Genomic DNA, 18,312 nt, shown 5'->3' on the forward strand with positions numbered 1-18,312 from the left:
GATCGCGTCCCGAGACTTCCCGCCCCTGGATAGCACAGCGGCGTGTATTGACAGGCCTCTCGCTGACGTTTACGTTAACGTAAAGCATCAGGAAGTCGATTGACGTGAGCGCGACCTACAGCATCTCCGATATAGCCCAGTTGTTGGACGTAACGCCCAGAACCCTACGCTTTTATGAGGAACAGGGCATGGTGACGCCCACGCGCCGTGGCCAGGAACGGATCTATGCGCCGCGCGATCTGGTGGCGATGAAACTGATCCTGCGCGGCAAGCGCATCGGTTTCTCCCTGGCCGAATGCAAAGAGCTCATCGACATGTACGACCCGTCGGGCAACCGCAAGCAACTCGACCGGTTTCTGGAGAAGATCACCGAGCGCCGGGCGCAACTGCAGCAGCAGATGCTGGACATCGAACAGATGCAGGTCGAGCTCGACACCGCTGAAGAGCGCTGCCGCGCCGCACTGCAGAGTTGACCGGACCGCGCGCCTGCGGTGCGCAGTGCCCCCTGTAACGTTTCCTGCAAGATCATTGTGCTCAACAGCTTTCTCCCCAAAAAAAACAACAAGTGGGTGGCGAACATGATTTCAGTACCGGGACTGGATTTCTTCCTTGGCGAAGACATCGACATGCTGCGCGATTCCGTGGCCGCCTTCGTGGCGCGCGAGATCACCCCGCGTGCCGCCGAGGCCGATCGCAGCGACCAGTTTCCTGCCGACCTGTGGCGCAAGTTCGGCGACATGGGCCTGCTGGGCCTGACCGTGGCCGAAGAGTGGGGCGGGACGGGCATGGGCTACCTGGCGCACATGGTCGCCATGGAGGAAATCTCCCGCGGCTCCGGGGCCATCGGTTTGTCCTACGCCGCCCATTCCAACCTATGCGTCAACCAGATCAACCGCAACGGCACTGCCGAACAGAAGGCCCGCTACCTGCCGAAGCTGATCAGCGGCGAACACATCGGTGCACTCGCCATGAGCGAGCCCAACGCTGGTTCCGACGTGGTTTCCATGCGCTTGCGCGCCGACCTCAAGGGCGACCGCTACGTGCTCAACGGCACCAAGATGTGGATCACCAACGGCCCGGACTGCGACGTGCTGGTGGTCTACGCCAAGACCGACATGGCGGCCGGCGCCAAGGGCATCACTGCGTTCATCCTGGAGAAAGGCGCGCCTGGCTTCAGCGTCGCGCAGAAACTCGACAAGCTGGGCATGCGCGGCTCGCACACCGGCGAGCTGGTGTTCCAGGACGTCGAAGTGCCGCTGCAGAACGTGCTGGGCCAGACGGGGCAGGGCGTCGGTGTGCTGATGAGTGGCCTGGACTACGAGCGCGCCGTGCTCAGCGGTGGCCCCCTGGGGTTGATGCAGGCGGCCATGGACCTGGTGTTGCCGTACGTCCACGATCGCCAGCAGTTCGGCCAGAGCATCGGCGAGTTCCAGCTCATCCAGGGCAAGCTGGCCGACATGTACACCACCCAGCAGGCATGCCGGGCGTACCTCTACGCCGTGGGCCGGCACCTCGATGCACTGGGCCAGGCACCCGTGCGCCAGGTGCGCAAGGACTGCGCCGGGGTCATTCTGTATGCCGCCGAAAAAGCCACCTGGCTGGCCGGTGAAGCCATCCAGATCCTCGGCGGCAATGGCTACATCAACGAATTTCCCGCCGGGCGGCTCTGGCGTGACGCCAAGCTGTATGAGATCGGCGCAGGCACCAGCGAGATCCGTCGCATGCTGATCGGCCGCGAGCTGTTCGAGCAGACCCGCTGAGCCCGCAATCGCTGACGCGTCCCTCTGGTGCCGTATTCGCACAGGAAATGCCCATGGCCATTCTGCACACCCAGGTCAACACCCGTTCCGCCGACTTCGCCGCCAATCGCGAAGCGATGCTGCGGCAGCTCGAAACGCTGCAGCAGTGCGCGGCGCAGATTCACCAGGGCGGTGGTGAAGCGGCGCAGGCGCGGCATGTCGCGCGCGGCAAGCTGCTGCCGCGGCAGCGTATCGACGTGCTGCTCGACCCAGGCTCGGCCTTCCTCGAAGTGGGCCTGCTGGTCGCCCATGAGGTGTATCCCGAACAGGTCGCCGCTGCCGGTTTGATCACCGGTATCGGACGGGTGTCCGGCGTCGAGTGCATGATCATTGCCAACGATGCCACGGTCAAAGGCGGCAGCTATTACCCGCTGACCGTGAAGAAGCATCTGCGCGCCCAGGAAATCGCCCAGCATAACCGCCTGCCCTGTTTGTACCTGGTCGACTCCGGGGGCGCCAACCTGCCGCGTCAGGACGAAGTGTTTCCAGACCGCGAGCACTTCGGGCGGATCTTCTTCAACCAGGCCAACATGAGCGCCCAGGGCATCGCCCAGATCGCCGTGGTGCTGGGCTCGTGCACGGCCGGGGGCGCCTATGTGCCGGCCATGAGTGACGAGACCATCATGGTTCGCGATCAGGCGACCATCTTTCTGGCCGGCCCGCCGCTGGTCAAGGCCGCCACCGGCGAGGTGGTCAGCGCGCAGGCCCTCGGCGGTGCCGACCTGCATTGCCGGCAGTCGGGGGTGGCGGATCACTACGCCGAAAACGACCAGCACGCACTGGCCATCGCCCGGCGCTGCGTCGCCCATCTGAACGGACGCAAGCAGGGCTGGCTGGCCTGTATCGAACCGCGGCCGCCACGCCATGCCGCAGACGAGATCTACGGTCTGGTCCCCACTGACCCCAAGCAGCCACTGCCGATCCACGAAATCATCGCGCGCATCGTCGACGACTCGGCCTTCGACGAGTTCAAGGCGCTGTTCGGGCCGACCCTGATCTGTGGTTTCGCCCATATCCATGGCTACCCGGTGGCGCTCCTGGCAAACAACGGCGTGCTGTTCGCCGAAGCCGCGCAGAAGGGCGCGCACTTCATCGAGCTGGCGTGCCAGCGTGGAATACCCCTGGTGTTCCTGCAGAACATCACCGGCTTCATGGTCGGCCAGAAATACGAGGCCGGCGGTATCGCCAAGCACGGCGCCAAGCTGGTCACGGCGGTGGCCTGCGCCAAGGTGCCCAAGTTCACCGTGATCATCGGTGCCAGCTACGGCGCGGGCAATTACGGGATGTGCGGGCGCGCCTACGATCCGCGCTTCCTGTGGATGTGGCCGAACGCCAAGATCGGCGTGATGGGCGCCCAGCAGGCGGCCGGCGTGCTGGTCCAGGTCAAGCAGGAGCAGGCCCAGCGCCAGGGTCAGGCGTTCAGCGACGAACAGGCCCGGCAACTGGCCGAACCCATGGTGGCGCAGTACGAACAACAGGCCCACGCGTTATATTCCTCGGCACGTCTGTGGGACGACGGCGTGATCGATCCTGCGCAAACCCGAACCGTACTGGCGCTGGGTTTATCGGCGGCGTTGAACGCGCCGCTGGCCGAAACCCGCTTCGGCGTCTTCCGCATGTAGCCCATGCACTTATCAGGAATCGGGGATCAGGGTATGCACGAATTCTCCACGATACAGCTGCACATCAGCGCCGAACACGTGGCCAGCGTCTGGCTCGATCGACCGGACAAGAACAACGCATTCAATGCGCTCATGCTGGAGGAGCTGCGCCAGGCCTTCGACCACATCAGCCAGCGGCCAGGGTTGCGCTTCATGTTCCTGCGTGGCCATGGGCAACACTTCAGCGCCGGTGCCGATCTGGCCTGGATGCAAGCCAGTGCCCGGCTGAGCTACGCGGAAAACCTCGCCGAGGCCACGCGTCTGAGCGAGCTGATGGAGCAGCTGCAGCGGCTGCCGCTGCCCACCGTCGCGGTGGTGCAGGGCGCCGCGTTCGCCGGGGCCATGGGCCTGGTCAGTTGCTGTGACATGGCCATCGGCGCCGACGACGCGCTGTTCAGTCTCAGTGAAGTGCGCCTGGGCCTGGCGCCGGCGGTGATCAGTCCCTACGTGGTCCAGGCCATCGGCTCGCGCGCCGCGCGCCGCTATGCGCTCAGCGCCGAGCGTTTCGATGCCGTGCGAGCCCGCGAACTGGGACTGCTCGACGAAGTGTATCCGCGCGCCGAACTGGAACGGGCGGTACAGGCGTGGCAACGGCGTCTGCTGGGTAATGGTCCCGAAGCGATGCGCGCCTGCAAGGCGCTGCTGCTGGCTATCGGCGATGGCCAGGTCACGGCGCCACGCCAGGCCCAGGCGCAGGCTCTGATCGCCCGGCTGCGCACTGGCGCCGAGGGCCAGGAAGGCATGCAGGCCTTCTTCGATAAACGCGCGCCCGCCTGGGCAGAGGTAACCCCATGAAGCCACTCCCGCAGACCGTGGCAACGCTGCTGATCGCCAACCGTGGCGAGATCGCCTGCCGCATCATCCGCACCGCCAGGGCCATGGGCATCCGCAGCGTGGCCATCTACAGCGACGCCGACGCCGATGCCCGCCATGTGCACGAGGCCGATCTGGCCATCCCCCTGGGTGGCAGCAAACCCGCCGACAGCTACCTGCAGATCGACAAGGTGGTTGCCGCTGCCTTGGCCTGTGGCGCCGACGCGGTCCATCCCGGCTACGGCTTTCTTTCGGAAAACGCCGCCTTCGCCCGGCGCCTGGCGCTTGAGGGCATCCTGTTCATCGGCCCGCCCGCCGAGGCCATCGAAGCCATGGGCAGCAAGTCGGCGGCCAAGGCCCTGATGGAACGCGCCGGAGTGCCGCTGGTGCCGGGATACCACGGCCAGGCCCAGGACCTGTCGACCTTCGCCGATGCGGCGCAGCGCATCGGCTACCCGGTGCTGCTCAAGGCCGCTGCCGGCGGTGGCGGCAAGGGCATGAAGGTGGCCGAGTCCGCCGCCGAACTGGCACCTGCCCTGGACTCGGCGCGGCGAGAGGCCGTGGCAGCCTTCGGCGACGGTCATATGCTGGTCGAGAAATACCTGGTGGCACCCCGGCACGTGGAGATCCAGGTCTTTGCCGACGCACAGGGGCATTGCCTCTATCTTCACGAGCGGGATTGCTCCATCCAGCGACGGCATCAGAAAGTACTGGAGGAAGCACCGGCACCGGGGCTCGATGCCTCCCTGCGCCAGGCCATGGGCGAAGCCGCGGTGCGCGCAGCCCAGGCGATTGGCTATGTGGGCGCAGGTACGGTGGAGTTCCTGCTGGATGGGGAAGGGCGTTTCTACTTCATGGAGATGAATACCCGCCTGCAGGTCGAGCATCCGGTGACCGAAGCGATCACCGGGCTGGACCTGGTGGCCTGGCAGATTCGCGTGGCGCGTGGTGAAACCCTGCCGCTGAGCCAGGCGCAGGTTCCCCTGTTCGGGCACGCCATCGAGGTGCGCCTGTATGCCGAAGATCCAGCAGGCGGGTTCCTGCCGGCCAGTGGGCAATTGGCACTGTATCGGGAACCGGCAGCCGGACCCGGTCGGCGAGTGGACAGCGCGGTGCGCGAAGGCGACGTGATTTCGCCATTCTATGATCCGATGATCGCCAAGCTCATTGCCTGGGGTGAAAATCGCGAAGAGGCCCGGCTGCGCCTGCTGGCGATGCTCGCCGAAACGGCGGTCGGCGGGATCAAGAGCAACCTGGCCCTGCTGCAGCGCATCCTTGCCACGCCTGCGTTCGCCGCGTCCCGAATCGACACCGGCTTCATCGAACGCCACGCCGACGCGCTGTTGCCTGCGCCACCGGCGCTGACCGAAGCGTTCTGGCACAGCGCCGCGCGTGCCTTCCTGCGTTCGGCCCCGCTTGTTGCCTGTGAACAAGACCCGCATTCACCTTGGAGCGCTGCCACTGGTTGGCGTCAACTCATGCCTGCGCAAGCCACGCTCGACCTGCGCTGTGGCGCCCAGAGCCGATTGTGCACGGTGGCTTTGAGCAACGCTTGCGCCGGCCCGGATGAAGCACGGCTGATCGGCCGCCGCGGCGACGTCGTCTACCTGCAGTGGCAAGGCGACCCCTACGAGGTCGCGCTGGTTGACTCCCTGGCGGCGGGCACCGGTGCCCATGCGTCCGACGACTCGCTCGCTGCGCCCATGAACGGCAGCATCGTCCGTCTGTTGGTCAGTCCGGGCCAGCAGGTGGCGTTAGGCGATGGCTTGGTGGTGCTGGAGGCCATGAAGATGGAGCACACCGTGCGTGCCAACCGCGCAGGCGTGGTTCAGGCGCTGTGCTGCGAAGAGGGCGAGATGGTCAGCGAAGGCAGGGTATTGATCGAGTTGCAGGAGGCCGAACATGCTGCCTGAACGGGTGCGGATCGTTGAGGTCGGGCCCCGTGACGGGTTGCAGAACGAGCAGGGCCGTGTGCGCGTCGAAGACAAGGTAGCGCTGGTCGACGCGCTGGTCGCGGCGGGCTTGCAGCATGTCGAGGTCGGCAGTTTCGTGTCGCCGCGCTGGGTGCCGCAGATGGCCGACAGCGCGGCGGTCTTTTCCGCCATCCAGCGTTCGCCGGGGGTGACCTACGCGGCACTGACGCCGAACCTGCAAGGCTTCGAGGCCGCCATTCAAGCTGGTGCATCGGAGGTGGCGGTGTTTGCCGCGGCGTCTGAATCCTTCTCCCAGCGCAACATCAACTGCTCCATCGCACAGAGCCTGCAGCGCTTCGAACCGGTTCTGGCGGCCGCCGCCCTGCGCGGTATCAAGGTGCGTGGCTACGTGTCATGCGTGCTCGGGTGTCCGTACGAAGGCGAGATCGCAGCGGTGCAGGTGCGCGACGTGGCCAGCGCCATGCTGCAGATGGGCTGCTACGAGATTTCCCTGGGCGACACCCTCGGCGTCGGTACGCCTGGGGCCGCGCGAAAACTGATCGAAGTGGTCGCACAGCGCGTGCCGCGGGCGCATCTGGCCGGACACTTTCACGATACGTATGGCCAGGCCGTGGCGAACATCTACGCCTGCCTGCTGGAAGGCCTGCAGGTGTTCGACAGCTCGGTGGCGGGGCTGGGCGGTTGCCCCTACGCGCCGGGCGCCAGCGGCAACGTCGCGACCGAGGACGTCCTCTACCTGCTGCACGGGCTGGGCATCGCTACCGGCGTGGATCTGGCGCAGGTCGTACAGGCAGGGCAGTCGATCATGCTCGCGCTGGGCAGGCAGAGCGCATCGCGCGTAGCGCGCGCCCACGCCGGCGCAGCAGTACCCCGTTAGCAAATCGCGCCCACAAAAAAGGCCATCCGAAGATGGCCTTTTTCAGCGGTACATCAAGCTGCCGAGTTGATCGGCTTCTCTGGGTGCCAGGCGTCCAGCAACGGGCTGACTTCGACGCGGGTCAGTTCGCTGCGACCCTTGAGCCAGGCTTCGACGATAGTGCGGTGCTCTTCGGTGACGGAACCACGCTTGGCCAGGCAAACCAGACCGAAGTCGTCGCCGCCAACATAGTCGAGGCCGTTGGCGTCCATTGCTTCGGTCAGGAACGCATCGAGGAATGCGTCGATCTGCTCGTCAGCCAAATCCTCCTTGAAGTCCAGGTTCAATTCGAAACCCAATTCCTGGAATTCGTCGACGCACAGTTTTTTGCGCAGACGACGGGAGCGGTTAGTGGCCATGAAACAATCCTCTTAGGTAATATCGCGGCGCAGTCTACCAGTTAAGCCAGGCGCCTGCCTGATTCAGTGACAAATGACTTGCCCTGCACCTACTCGCCCAGCCCGGCCAGTGCCAGGCGCAACTGCGTCTGCAATTCCAGCAACGCCAGGTGCAGGGCCTCACGTCCTGCACGCAGATCGTCCCATGGGTGGCTTGCTTCCAGCGCCAGGCACGCTTCATAGACCGCGTGCGCCTGGACGATGCGAGCGGCGCCATTGATCTTGTGAGCAATCTCCACCACGCCCTGGTGGTCGTCGTCGGCAATGGCAAGCAGTCGCTGGCTATCCTCCGTGCAACTGCGCAGTACTTCCTCGAGCAGTCGCCGCGTGAGCACGCTGTTGCCGCCGGTCAAGACGTTGAGTGGGTCGATGATGTTCATGTGTGCAATCACACCAGCGCGTTGCGCTTGGCCATTTCGATAAGTTCAACCAATGAGTTCGCCTGAAGTTTCTGCATCAGGCGTTTCTTGTAGGTACTGACTGTCTTGTTGCTGAGAAACATGCCTGTGGCAATTTCCTTGTTGCTGCGGCCCTGCGCAAACAACTGCAAGACCATCAACTCGCGGTCGTTGATGGTCTTGAACAGTTCGAGTTCCTGAAGTTGGCCTTCATCTTCTCGTGACGGAATCAACGCTTGGCTGGGAAAGTAGTTGTAACCAGAGAACACTGCGCGGACGGCACTGATCAACTCGCTCAGGGCCTCCTGCTTGCAGACGAAACCGGCGGCGCCCGACTGCATGCAGCGTATGGCGAACAGGGCCGGGGCCTGAGCGGTCAGTACCAGGATCTTGTAGGGGACGTTCATGCCATGGAAGCGGGTCAGTACTTCGAGCCCGTCGAGCTTGGGAATGCTGATATCGAGAATCAGCAAGTCAGGCTGGCACTCGCGCACCATCTGCATGGCATCCACCCCGTTGTCGCTTTCGCCTACGACGCAGTAGCCTTCGTTTTCCAGAAGCATTCTGACGGCGAGCCGAATGACAGGGTGATCATCGATGATGAATACATTACGCATGCAGCCTCTCCTGAACGATCCAGTAAAAGCGCGCACCTTAGCCCAGTTGCTTCGAAGGGCATACGAATGGACTCGGGAAAGAGTGATTCTAGGAAACTTCCTACAGATATAAACGTAACGGAATACAAAGATAGTTTGATTCCAAAGAGTCAACTATCGTTTGTATTCGTTTATTTCCACGCTACAGACTAGAACGAGTTCGAGCGCCCGGTCATTTCGCCAGCCATCTCTGCGGCATAACTGTCGGTCATGCCTGCGATGAAATCGATCATGCGCAGGAACGACTTGTGCAGCGGCCAGTGCGGCTGCGGCGCGTTGTGCCCCAGCAGATCGAGAATGCGCTGGTGCTTGAACGACAACCTGCCTGTGGTGTGCTGCTCCAGCGCCGCCCCGCAGAACGCATTGAGCAGCACTTCGAGGGTGGTGTAGGCGCCGATCTCGTGCAGGGTCTTGCGCTTGTCCTGGAAAATCTTCTTGCGCGCCATGTCCTTGGCGTCGAGCACGCAGCGCTTGGCCGGACCGTGCATGTGCTCGACCAGATCGCCGCTCAGCTGGCCGGCCAGCAGCGCCTGCTGCTGTTCGACGAACGCGCGCGCGGCAGCGTTGGTCAGGTGCTCGATGGCCTTGCCGCGCAGGATCGCCAGCTTGCGCCGCCGCGAGTCCAGTGGGCCGAGCTGGCGATAGGTGTCCGGGATGTCATCGCCTACCAGGTCGAGCAACAGTGCCTCGACTTCGGCGTAGTCGAGCAGCTCCATTTCCAGGCCGTCTTCCAGGTCGATCAGGCCATAGCAGATGTCGTCTGCGGCCTCCATCAGGTACACCAGCGGATGCCGGGCCCAACGCTGCTCTTCGAGCAATGGCAGACCCAGCTTGCCGGCGATCTGTTCGAGCAGCGGCAGTTCGCTCTGGTAGCAGCCGAACTTGTGCTTCTTGTAGCCCAATGCATCGGCGTGGCGCGCCGTCCACGGGTATTTGAGGTAAGTGCCCAGAGTTGCGTAGGTCAGCCGGGTGCCCCCGTCGAACTGGTGATACTCGAGCTGGGTGAGCACCCTGAAGCCTTGGGCATTGCCTTCGAAATTGAGGAAGTCGTCACGCTCCACTTCGCTCATTGCGTCGAGCCAGCCACGCCCGGCTGCCTGGCGGAACCAGTGGCGAATGGCGTCTTCACCGGAATGGCCGAAGGGCGGATTGCCGATGTCGTGCGCCAGGCAGGCCGACTGCACGACCATGCCCAGGTCACTGGGCTCGCACCATTGCGGCAGCTGGTCGCGCAGGGTTTCGCCCACGCGCATGCCCAGGGAGCGGCCCACGCAACTGACTTCCAGCGAATGGGTCAGGCGCGTATGGATGTGGTCGTTGCTCGACACCGGGTGGACCTGGGTCTTGCGCCCCAGCCGGCGGAAGGCGCCGGAAAAGATGATGCGGTCGTGATCCTTGTGGAACGGGCTGCGGCCCAGTTCTTCCGGGCTGTGCAGGGGCTTGCCCAAGCGTTCGCGTGTAAGCAGTGTGTGCCAATCCAAGGCGATTCCTCCGGGACCCGATCGAGCCTGCAGTGTCGGCCGGCGAGGGCTGGCTGGCAAGGCTGGCATCGGGCCTTGAACGTATTGAGCAGGTAGGTGCAGCCAGGAATGTCAGGCAAAAAAAAGCAACCCGGATACGTTTACGACCGCACACGGGTTGCTCTTTCAGCCAAGCCTAGCGTCTGCGCGAGGAGCCCTGCATGGCCAGCTTGATCACCGGCAACAGTAACGTGCCGACCTTGGCCAGCCGCGAAAGACGGCCCGGACCACGCACCGGCGCGACTACCGGCGCACGGGCGCTGTTGCCAGCCCCGCGTCCGGTCAGGAAGCCCATCAGGGTGACGCCTGCTATGCCCCACAGCGAGGCATGCTTGATACCCATGCCGGTCTGCACCGATTGACCCAACCCGCGCAGGCGGGTGAGCGGATTGACCAATTGCCGCGACTCGTGCCGCAACTCCTGGCGATGCATTTCCATGCGCAGGCGAATCAGCGACTTGCGCATGTCGCGCCGTGACTGGGCGCTGGTAGGTTCGTTTCGGCTCATGGCAGCAGGCGCTCCCGGTCATTGGCCAGTTCTTCCAATGTCCCACTGAATGGCGAGGATTCATCGAACACAGCCGCCTTGAGGCGGAATGCGCAGAAAATACCTGCCAGTACGTAGAACACCGCCAGGCCGACCATGCCGGCCATGCGGTAGTTGTCCCACAGCAGAATCAGAATGAGCCCGGACAACGCCACCAGTGCCAGCAAGGCGAAGACCAGGGCCAGGCCTGCGAACAGCAACAGGCTGACGGTTCGAGATTTCTGCTCCTGCAACTCGATGCCGAACAGTTCGACATGACTGCGAAGCAGGCCGAGCATGGCAGCACCCAGGCGCCGAGAGGTGGAGCCGGTGCTGTTATCTGTGGTATCCGAGTCGAGGAGGGACATATCAGTGCCTTGTGGCCAGCAGGCCCAGAAGGAAACCTACGCCTGCGGCGATGCCGACGGACTGCCATGGGTTTTCCTGAACGTAGCCTTCGGCTGCGACTACGGCCTCCTGGCTGCGCTCGGCTGCGGTTTCTTTGGTCTGCTGCAGCGATTCGCGAGCCTTCAGCAGGCTCTCGTTGATCTGCGCGCGCAGTTCTTCGGCCTGGGTGCCGGCGATGCTGGCGGTGTGTTCGAGAAGTTTCTCGGTGTCACGGACCAGGGTCTGAAAATCGGCTTTGAGAACTTCTTGGGCTGCTTTGGTGCTCGGGGTGGCCATGTTGATCTCCATATGGGTGGCGTCTGGATATTTCGAGTGAGGGTGATCCCGAAGGTTCAGTGCCATTGCGCTGCATAATCCTTTGTATAGCCCATTATCGAAATGTCGGGGCAATTGACGGGTCTCGGACAGCTGCCTTATGCTGTATAAAGATACAGTATATGGATAATCACTCGCCCATGCTCAACGTCGAACAACTCAAGTACAGCGTTAACCGCATGGCCCCGGACGTAGTTCGCGAAGCCGTGCTGGAACTGCGTCTCGACGGCCTGGTTACCGAAGGCAAGACCCCGTTCAGCAAGGTGCATTTCAACACCTGTTTTGCCGAGGTCGAGGCGCTGTTCCAGCGTGCCGGCTATCATCGACCGCTGGATGTGGTTGGCTACAAGGGCCTGCTGTACGCCTTGTACGACCCAACCCGCTGGGAAGCGGTCGAGGTGCTGCGTTGGCTCAAGGAATTCACCGAGGCAGCCGAGGCTGTCCACGCGCGATGACAGCCGTAACGCCGTGGGCGATACTCGCGGCCTGAAACCATCGTGGATCTAGGCATGTCTACACCCAAATTCGACCCTGCTGCGCATCAGGCCAGCACCCTGTGCCTGCCACCCGGCAAATGGGCAACCGTGCTGGATTGCCTGTGCGAACATTTTCCGGCCATTGATCGCGCTCAGTGGCTGAGCCGCATGGCCAGGGACCGGGTGCTGGACGCCGACGGCGTACCCATCGGACCTGCCCATGCCTACCGCCAGGGCCTGCGCATCCACTACTTTCGCGAAGTGCCGAACGAACGGCCGATCGCTGCACAGGAGCAGGTGTTGCACGTCGACGAGCATCTGGTGGTGGCCGACAAGCCACACTTCCTGCCGGTGACCCCGACCGGTGAGTACGTCGAACACACCTTGCTGCGGCGGCTCATCCGCCGTCTCGACAACCCGCACCTGGTGCCGCTGCACCGCATTGACCGGCATACGGCAGGTCTGGTGCTGTTCTCGGCCAATCCGCAGACACGCAGTGCCTATCAGCAGCTGTTTCCCACTCGACAGATCGAAAAGCGCTACGAGGCCATCGCGCCCGCACTGCCCGAGCTGGCCTTTCCGTTGGTGCACCGCAGCCGTCTGGAGCATGGCGAGCCGTTTTTTCGCATGCGCGAAGTGCCGGGGCCGAGCAACAGTGAAACTCGCCTGGAGGTCGCCGAGAAAGGCGAACACGTGTGGCGCTACGTGCTCAACCCGGTCACCGGCAAGACTCATCAGCTGCGCGTCCACATGACCGCGCTGGGTGCCAGCATCTGCAACGATCCGTTCTACCCGCACCTCAGCCATACCGAGGTGGACGACTATGCCCGGCCGTTGAAATTGCTGGCACGCTCGCTGCAATTCCACGACCCGATCGACGGTCGTTTGCGCAGCTTCGAGACCCAACTGAAGCTGACCTTCTAGAACGACAAAGCCCGCCATGAGGCGGGCTTTGTCTTGCAACATTGGAACTTTGTTTGATCAGAGTTCCTTGACGGTACGTACCTGGTCTTTGTTGACACGGGTAGTCTTGCCGTCCAGCTGCTCGAATTCGTAGAAGCCAGCGTCTTCGTCGTAGGAGGGCGTGTCCACCGCCTGGATTTCACGACCGTCGTTCAGGGTGATCACGGTAGGCGATGCGCAACCGGCAAGCGATGCCAGGCCCAGCGCGAGCATGAAAGCGGGAAGGATCCGGTGAGTCATTGTGTTTCTCCACAAAACAAAAAAGGGTGCTGGCGTATACGGGAATAAGACGCTGCTTGCGCCAGCAAAGTTCCGTTGGTCCGACCGGTGCAGTCTAGCGTTTGCCGACCTGCTCAGCGACCCAGCAGTTGAGGCGTATTGAAATTGGTCAGGCGCGGATCGTTCTCGGCACATTGCAGCGGCTGGGCGCCGAGTGCCAGCAAGACCTTGCGCGGGCTCCGTTCGCCGGCATCCCAGGCTTGTCGCACGAGCGGTTGATGCACCTTGCCAACGATGCACAGCAACGGTTCCCAGAACTCACCCTGACGCACCATCAGCGGCTGGGTTGGATGAGTTTGCTGCGCATGGCGCATGGCGTCGAGCAGGGCCTCGTCCACGCCCGGCACATCGCAGGGCAATACCAGCAGCAGCGGGTGTCGAGCGGCGGCCAGGCCGGCCAGAATGCCCGCCAGCGGTCCGGGAAAGTCGCTGCTGTCATCGTGCACCAAGCGGTCGGCGAAGGCTGCGTATCGCGGATAATTGCGGTTGCACGAAATGATCAGGTCATCGGTCAGGGGTCGCACGCGTTGCTGCAGGTGCTCGATCAAGGGCCGGCCATGCCAGTCGATCAGGCCCTTGTCGCGGCCGCCCATGCGTTGTCCGCGGCCGCCTGCCAGCAGCAGGACAGAGCAGGGGGGCAAGGTGTCGGCAGGGTTCATTCGGGGCCTCGGACAGTGGCTGTGGGGCTGTGATATAACACCGTCCATCCCGCCAAACAACCGGACCCAGCCAATGAAAGCCAAGGCAGATGTACCCTTTGTGCCGCTCAATATTGCGGTTTTGACTGTCAGCGACACCCGCAGCGTGGAAACCGATACCTCTGGCCAATTGTTCGTCGATCGCCTGAGCGCGGCGGGCCACGGGCTCTACGCCCGCGTGCTGCTCAAGGACGACCTGTACAAGATCCGTGCACAGGTGGCGCAGTGGATCGCCGATGACCAATGCCAAGTGGTGCTGATTACCGGCGGCACCGGCTTCACCGGCCGTGACAGTACGCCGGAAGCCGTGGCCTGCCTGCTGGACAAGCAAGTCGATGGCTTCGGCGAGCTGTTCCGGCAGATCTCCGTCGCCGACATCGGCACCTCGACCGTGCAGTCACGTGCGCTCGCCGGGCTCGCCAACGGCACCCTGGTGTGCTGCCTGCCCGGTTCGACCAACGCCTGCCGCACCGGCTGGGATGGGATTCTCGCCGAGCAGTTGGACGTGCGTCACCGGCCGTGCAACTTCGTCGTGCACCTCAAGCAGGCCGAGCCCTGCGTCAGCCGTGGCTGAGTTGCCGGCGGCGCAGCCGCTGCTTCCGGTAGAACAGGCACTGGCGCAACTGCTGGCCATGGCCGACGGCACGCCTGTGCGCGAGCGCGAAAGGGTCGCCCTGGCCCAAGGTATCGGTCGCGTGCTGGCCACTGACCTGATCGCCACGCTCGACCTGCCGCCCTGGCCCAACAGTGCCATGGACGGCTACGCGCTGCGCCGCGAAGACTGGCAGGGCGAGCCGTTGCGGGTCAGCCAGCGCGTGTTCGCGGGCGCCGTGCCCGCGCCCTTGGAACCCGGCACATGCGCACGCATCTTTACCGGCGCGCCGCTGCCCGAAGGCGCGGACTGCGTGGAAATGCAGGAGAACGTGCAAATCGTGGACGACCAGCGGGTGAGCTTCGACCAGCCCTTGAGGGTCGGCCAGAACATACGTCCCCAGGGCCAGGAAACCCGCATCGGCGAACGCCTGCTCGAAGCTGGCAGCCGCTTGGGTGCGATCGAACTGGGCCTGTTGGCTTCCATGGGGCATGCGCACATCGACGTGGTCCGTCGGCCACGAGTGGCGGTGCTGTCCACAGGAGATGAATTGGTCGAGCCAGGTCAGCCGCTGGGGCCAGGGCAGATCTACAACAGCAATCGTCAGGTGCTGTGCAGTGCCTTGAGTGGTTTGGGCTGTGAGGTGGTGGATGCCGGGATTCTGCCCGACGATCTGCAGCAGACACGCCAGCGCCTGGCGGCTCTGGGTGATGTGGACCTGATTCTGTCCACGGGGGGCGTCTCGGTGGGCGAAGCCGATTTTCTCGGCATCGCCTTGCGCGAGGAAGGGCAGTTGGCCCTCTGGAAACTGGCGATCAAACCCGGCAAGCCACTGACGTTCGGCCACTTCCGTGGCGTACCGGTCATCGGCCTGCCGGGCAATCCGGCATCGACACTGGTCACTTTCACCCTGCTGGCACGGCCTTACCTGCTGCGTCGGCTGGGTGTTCGCGACGTTGCGCCGCTGAGCTTCCAGGTGCCAGCCGGGTTTGCCTGGTCGCGCGCCGGTACCCGTCGCGAGTACCTGCGCGGGCGTATCGAGCAGGGCCGGGCTGTGATCTACCCCAATCAGAGCTCCGGCGTGCTGCTCAGCGCGGCCTGGGCCCATGGGTTGGTGGAAATACGCGAAGGCTGCACATTGAATGAAGGCGAACTGGTCGCCTTCATCCCGTTCAGCGAGCTTTTTTAAGCGTTGCTCTTGGTCGCTTCGACGGCCGCCGGTGCGCGGCCGTAGATGTCGGTGAAGCGCACGATATCGTCTTCGCCGAGGTATTCACCGCTCTGCACTTCGATCATGACCAGGTCGATCACCCCGGAGTTGACCAAGCGGTGCACGTGGCCCTGCTTGATGAAGGTCGACTCGTTGGTGTCGAGCAAAAACTCGTTGTCACCGTTGGTGACTCGGGCCATGCCGCTGACCACGATCCAATGCTCGCTGCGGTGGTGGTGCATCTGCAGCGACAGGGTACCGCCGGGCTTGACCACGATGCGCTTGATCTTGAAGCGCTTGCCTTCCTCGAGGATGGTGTACGTGCCCCATGGCCGAGTGACCGTGCGGTGCAGGCGGAAGGCATCGTGGCCCTGGCGCTTGAGCTGCTGGGCGAGGAACTTGACGTCCTGGGTGCGGCTGCCGTCGGCGATCAGCAGTGCGTCGGGCGTATCGATCACCACCAGGTTGTCGAGGCCGACGGCGCCGACCAGGCGGCGTGGCGAGTCGATGTAGCAGTTGCTCACGTCATGCAGCACGGTTTCGCCGTTGCACTGGTTGCCCTGTGCGTCGGCTGGAGTCAGCTCGCGCACCGCCTGCCACGAACCGATGTCGCTCCACCCCATCTGGCACGGAATGACCGCCACCTTGTCGGAGCGTTCGAGCAGCGCGTAGTCGATGGAAATGTCCGGCGCCAGGGCAAAGGTGCTGCTGTCCAGCTCGACTTGCAGCTCGCGGTTGCCCTGCTTGCTGTGGCTGACCTGCAGGCAGGTGGTAGCCGCCAGCAGCACGTCCGGTGCGTGCTTTTCCAGTTCGCGCAGAAGCACGTCCACGCGCATGCAGAACATGCCGGCGTTCCACAGGTAGTCACCGCTGTCCAGGTAGGCCTGGGCGGTGGCCTGGTCCGGCTTTTCCCGGAAGTGCGCGACTTGATAGCTGCCATCGCCCAGGTCGGCGCCGCGCTCGATGTAGCCGAAACCGGTTTCCGCCGTTTGCGGCACCAGGCCGAACGTCACCAGCCAGCCCTCGTCGGCTTTCTTGCGTGCTGCGCTGACTGCGGCCTGGAAAGCGTCGATGTCGCGGATGAGGTGATCAGCCGGCAGTACCAGCAACTGCGCCGACGCGCCGTAGTGTTTGGCGGCATGCAAGGCGGCGCTGGCGATGGCTGGCGCAGTGTTGCGGCCCGCAGGTTCGAGAATGAAGTCGAGCAGGGCATCGCGGTCGTTCAATTGGCGGTAGTCGTCCAGCGTGCGGAAGAACACCTCACGGTTGGTCACCGTCAGCACCCGCTCCACGCCTGGCAATTGCGAGGCACGGGTGAAGGTTTTCTGCAGCAGGCTTTCGCCGTCCGGCAGGCGCATGAACGGCTTGGGCATGGCTTCGCGCGATACGGGCCACAGGCGGGTGCCGGAGCCGCCGGCGATGATGCAGGGAATCAGAGTCGTCATAGGTCGAGCCTCGAGTTGAAGGTGGCGGACGGCACCTGCGAAGGCAAGCGCACACGTCCAGCCGGGCTGGATGCATGAAAAGGTCGATGAAGAAGGGCAGGGCGCAGGATTCAGCGATTCGACAATGCTACCGCCCGCCTGGAGACGGGCTGGACGTGCAGGAATCGGGAGGTAACGGCGACTTCGATAGTGGCCAGTTGCTTCGCAGTAAAGCCTAAACGAGAACGGTTGGCGAGTGGTAAATGTACGAATGGTTAAAAACTTTTCGTCGGGGCTTTTTTTCCTGCGGCTGTGGTCACATCAGGCACAGTTCCACTTACTGGCCACCGGAGACATGCAGCATGAGCGAGCGCAAGGCAATTCTGATATTGCACGGCAAACAAGCTTCCAACGAAGACGTCCGCAGCGCGGTGGAGCATTACCGGGAGCAAGGCAACGCGCTGGACGTGCGTCTGACCTGGGAAGGCGGCGACGCCCAGCGTCTGGTCGATGAGGCACTGCAAGCCGGCTACACCCAGATCATCGCCGGCGGTGGCGATGGCACCCTGCGCGATGTGGCCGAAGCGATGGCGCTGGCCAAGACCGACGCCAGCCTGGCGTTGATGCCCCTGGGCACAGCCAACGATTTCGCACGTGCCGCCGGCGTTCCCCTCGAACCCGAACACGCATTGGCGCTGCTTGCCCGCGAGCCTCAGGCCATCGATCTGGGTGAAGTGGGCGGGCAGGTGTTTCTCAACATGGCAACCGGTGGTTTCGGCAGTCAGGTCACGGCCAATACCTCCGAAGACTTGAAGAAGGTGCTCGGTGGCGCCGCCTACCTGTTCACCGGGCTGTCGCGGTTCAGCGAATTGCGCGCTGCCTCCGCTTCGCTCAGCGGCCCGGACTTCCATTGGGAAGGCGATCTGCTGGCGCTGGGCATCGGCAATGGACGCCAGGCCGGTGGTGGCCACGAATTGTGCCCCGAAGCCGTGGTCGACGACGGACTGCTGGAGATCAGCATTCTGCCGGCACCGACCGAAGTGGTCGGCACCTTGAAAAGCCTGCTCGGCGGCGGCGGACTGGAAACACTGTTCGTGCGTGCACGGCTGCCGTGGGTCGAAATCAACAGCAAGGAAAACCTCGACATCAACCTCGATGGCGAGCCATTGCGGGGTGAAAACCTGCGCTTCAGCACCATGCCCAAGGCATTGAAAGTTCATTTGCCCGCCGGGTCGCCGCTGCTGAGCCATGGACAACTGACTTAACTGACATAACCGCAGCGACGGCAGTCAAGATATTCGCGCCAGCGCCGATAGCCCGGTACCT

General features: G+C 63.6%; 21 protein-coding genes. 11 read left to right on the forward strand and 10 right to left on the reverse strand.

The window, feature by feature from the left end; all coding sequences use genetic code 11:
• Positions 1–104: 104 nt before the first annotated feature.
• From IFT44_RS14870 to IFT44_RS14895, 6 genes are all read left to right on the forward strand, one after another.
• Complete coding sequence (locus tag IFT44_RS14870) at positions 105–473, forward strand: MerR family transcriptional regulator (protein WP_192176142.1); 369 nt, start codon at positions 105–107, stop codon at positions 471–473.
• Positions 474–581: 108 nt separating this feature from the next.
• Positions 582–1,760: an isovaleryl-CoA dehydrogenase gene (locus tag IFT44_RS14875; protein ID WP_264382838.1), complete on the forward strand. Its 1,179-nt coding sequence runs from the start codon at positions 582–584 to the stop codon at positions 1,758–1,760.
• Between the two features lie 53 nt (positions 1,761–1,813).
• A complete protein-coding gene (locus tag IFT44_RS14880; RefSeq protein WP_192176143.1) occupies positions 1,814–3,421 on the forward strand; it encodes a carboxyl transferase domain-containing protein in 1,608 nt (535 codons plus the stop codon).
• A 33-nt stretch (positions 3,422–3,454) separates the two neighbouring features.
• Positions 3,455–4,255, forward strand: coding sequence for an enoyl-CoA hydratase-related protein (locus tag IFT44_RS14885; RefSeq protein WP_185793721.1), 801 nt, complete (start codon positions 3,455–3,457; stop codon positions 4,253–4,255).
• Positions 4,252–6,186, forward strand: coding sequence for an acetyl/propionyl/methylcrotonyl-CoA carboxylase subunit alpha (locus IFT44_RS14890; RefSeq protein ID WP_192057408.1), 1,935 nt, complete (start codon positions 4,252–4,254; stop codon positions 6,184–6,186). Before IFT44_RS14885 ends, IFT44_RS14890 begins: the two co-directional genes overlap by 4 nt.
• Positions 6,176–7,084, forward strand: a complete 909-nt coding sequence (locus IFT44_RS14895) for a hydroxymethylglutaryl-CoA lyase (protein WP_192057407.1) — start codon at positions 6,176–6,178, stop codon at positions 7,082–7,084. Before IFT44_RS14890 ends, IFT44_RS14895 begins: the two co-directional genes overlap by 11 nt.
• Positions 7,085–7,137: 53 nt before the next feature.
• Here IFT44_RS14895 and IFT44_RS14900 read toward each other — a convergent pair whose 3' ends face one another.
• The 7 genes from IFT44_RS14900 to IFT44_RS14930 all read right to left on the reverse strand — a co-directional run bounded on the left by IFT44_RS14900 (position 7,138) and on the right by IFT44_RS14930 (position 11,305).
• On the reverse strand, positions 7,138–7,482 hold the full coding sequence (locus IFT44_RS14900) for a YggL family protein (protein WP_122478832.1): 345 nt from the start codon (positions 7,480–7,482) through the stop codon (positions 7,138–7,140).
• Positions 7,483–7,571: 89 nt separating this feature from the next.
• Positions 7,572–7,901, reverse strand: a complete 330-nt coding sequence (locus tag IFT44_RS14905) for an Hpt domain-containing protein (RefSeq protein WP_192057406.1) — start codon at positions 7,899–7,901, stop codon at positions 7,572–7,574.
• 8 nt (positions 7,902–7,909) lie between these two features.
• Positions 7,910–8,536 carry a response regulator transcription factor gene (locus IFT44_RS14910; RefSeq protein WP_122478828.1) on the reverse strand — a complete coding sequence of 209 codons (627 nt, stop codon included), beginning with the start codon at positions 8,534–8,536 and terminating at the stop codon, positions 7,910–7,912.
• A 188-nt stretch (positions 8,537–8,724) separates the two neighbouring features.
• A complete protein-coding gene (locus IFT44_RS14915; protein ID WP_192176144.1) occupies positions 8,725–10,056 on the reverse strand; it encodes a deoxyguanosinetriphosphate triphosphohydrolase in 1,332 nt (443 codons plus the stop codon).
• A 175-nt stretch (positions 10,057–10,231) separates the two neighbouring features.
• The gene (locus IFT44_RS14920) at positions 10,232–10,603 is read right to left on the reverse strand and encodes a hypothetical protein (protein WP_122478824.1); all 372 of its coding nucleotides are present in this window, start codon (positions 10,601–10,603) and stop codon (positions 10,232–10,234) included.
• Positions 10,600–10,989 carry a phage holin family protein gene (locus IFT44_RS14925; protein ID WP_049859111.1) on the reverse strand — a complete coding sequence of 130 codons (390 nt, stop codon included), beginning with the start codon at positions 10,987–10,989 and terminating at the stop codon, positions 10,600–10,602. The genes IFT44_RS14920 and IFT44_RS14925 overlap by 4 nt, the downstream gene beginning before the upstream one ends.
• A 1-nt stretch (position 10,990) precedes the next feature.
• Positions 10,991–11,305: a DUF883 family protein gene (locus IFT44_RS14930; RefSeq protein ID WP_122478822.1), complete on the reverse strand. Its 315-nt coding sequence runs from the start codon at positions 11,303–11,305 to the stop codon at positions 10,991–10,993.
• 179 nt (positions 11,306–11,484) lie between these two features.
• Here IFT44_RS14930 and IFT44_RS14935 point away from each other — a divergent pair, with 179 nt between their 5' ends.
• Entirely contained in the window at positions 11,485–11,799 is a 315-nt protein-coding gene (locus tag IFT44_RS14935; RefSeq protein ID WP_192176181.1) for a transcriptional regulator, read from the forward strand.
• 54 nt (positions 11,800–11,853) lie between these two features.
• Complete coding sequence (locus IFT44_RS14940) at positions 11,854–12,744, forward strand: pseudouridine synthase (RefSeq protein ID WP_192176145.1); 891 nt, start codon at positions 11,854–11,856, stop codon at positions 12,742–12,744.
• Positions 12,745–12,801: 57 nt separating this feature from the next.
• On the opposite strand, the gene IFT44_RS14945 is transcribed toward IFT44_RS14940, so the two are convergent.
• Together IFT44_RS14945 and mobA are read right to left on the reverse strand one after the other, a co-directional pair.
• On the reverse strand, positions 12,802–13,023 hold the full coding sequence (locus IFT44_RS14945) for a YgdI/YgdR family lipoprotein (protein WP_043188230.1): 222 nt from the start codon (positions 13,021–13,023) through the stop codon (positions 12,802–12,804).
• A gap of 113 nt (positions 13,024–13,136) precedes the next feature.
• Positions 13,137–13,721, reverse strand: a complete 585-nt coding sequence (mobA, locus tag IFT44_RS14950; protein WP_192176146.1) for a molybdenum cofactor guanylyltransferase MobA — start codon at positions 13,719–13,721, stop codon at positions 13,137–13,139.
• 73 nt (positions 13,722–13,794) lie between these two features.
• Between mobA and moaB the strand changes: the two genes are divergently transcribed.
• Positions 13,795–14,334, forward strand: a complete 540-nt coding sequence (moaB, locus tag IFT44_RS14955; RefSeq protein ID WP_122478815.1) for a molybdenum cofactor biosynthesis protein B — start codon at positions 13,795–13,797, stop codon at positions 14,332–14,334.
• Positions 14,327–15,541, forward strand: a complete 1,215-nt coding sequence (locus IFT44_RS14960) for a molybdopterin molybdotransferase MoeA (protein WP_342214293.1) — start codon at positions 14,327–14,329, stop codon at positions 15,539–15,541. The genes moaB and IFT44_RS14960 overlap by 8 nt, the downstream gene beginning before the upstream one ends.
• Here IFT44_RS14960 and IFT44_RS14965 read toward each other — a convergent pair.
• Complete coding sequence (locus tag IFT44_RS14965; protein WP_122478811.1) at positions 15,538–17,007, reverse strand: mannose-1-phosphate guanylyltransferase/mannose-6-phosphate isomerase; 1,470 nt, start codon at positions 17,005–17,007, stop codon at positions 15,538–15,540. The genes IFT44_RS14960 and IFT44_RS14965 overlap by 4 nt on opposite strands.
• 341 nt (positions 17,008–17,348) lie before the next feature.
• Between IFT44_RS14965 and yegS the strand changes: the two genes are divergently transcribed.
• Entirely contained in the window at positions 17,349–18,251 is a 903-nt protein-coding gene (gene yegS, locus IFT44_RS14970; protein WP_122478809.1) for a lipid kinase YegS, read from the forward strand.
• The last annotated feature ends 61 nt before the right edge of the window (positions 18,252–18,312 follow it).

The organism is Pseudomonas sp. CFBP 13710, assembly GCF_014842235.1.
Taxonomy (GTDB): Bacteria; Pseudomonadota; Gammaproteobacteria; order Pseudomonadales; family Pseudomonadaceae; genus Aquipseudomonas; species Aquipseudomonas baltica.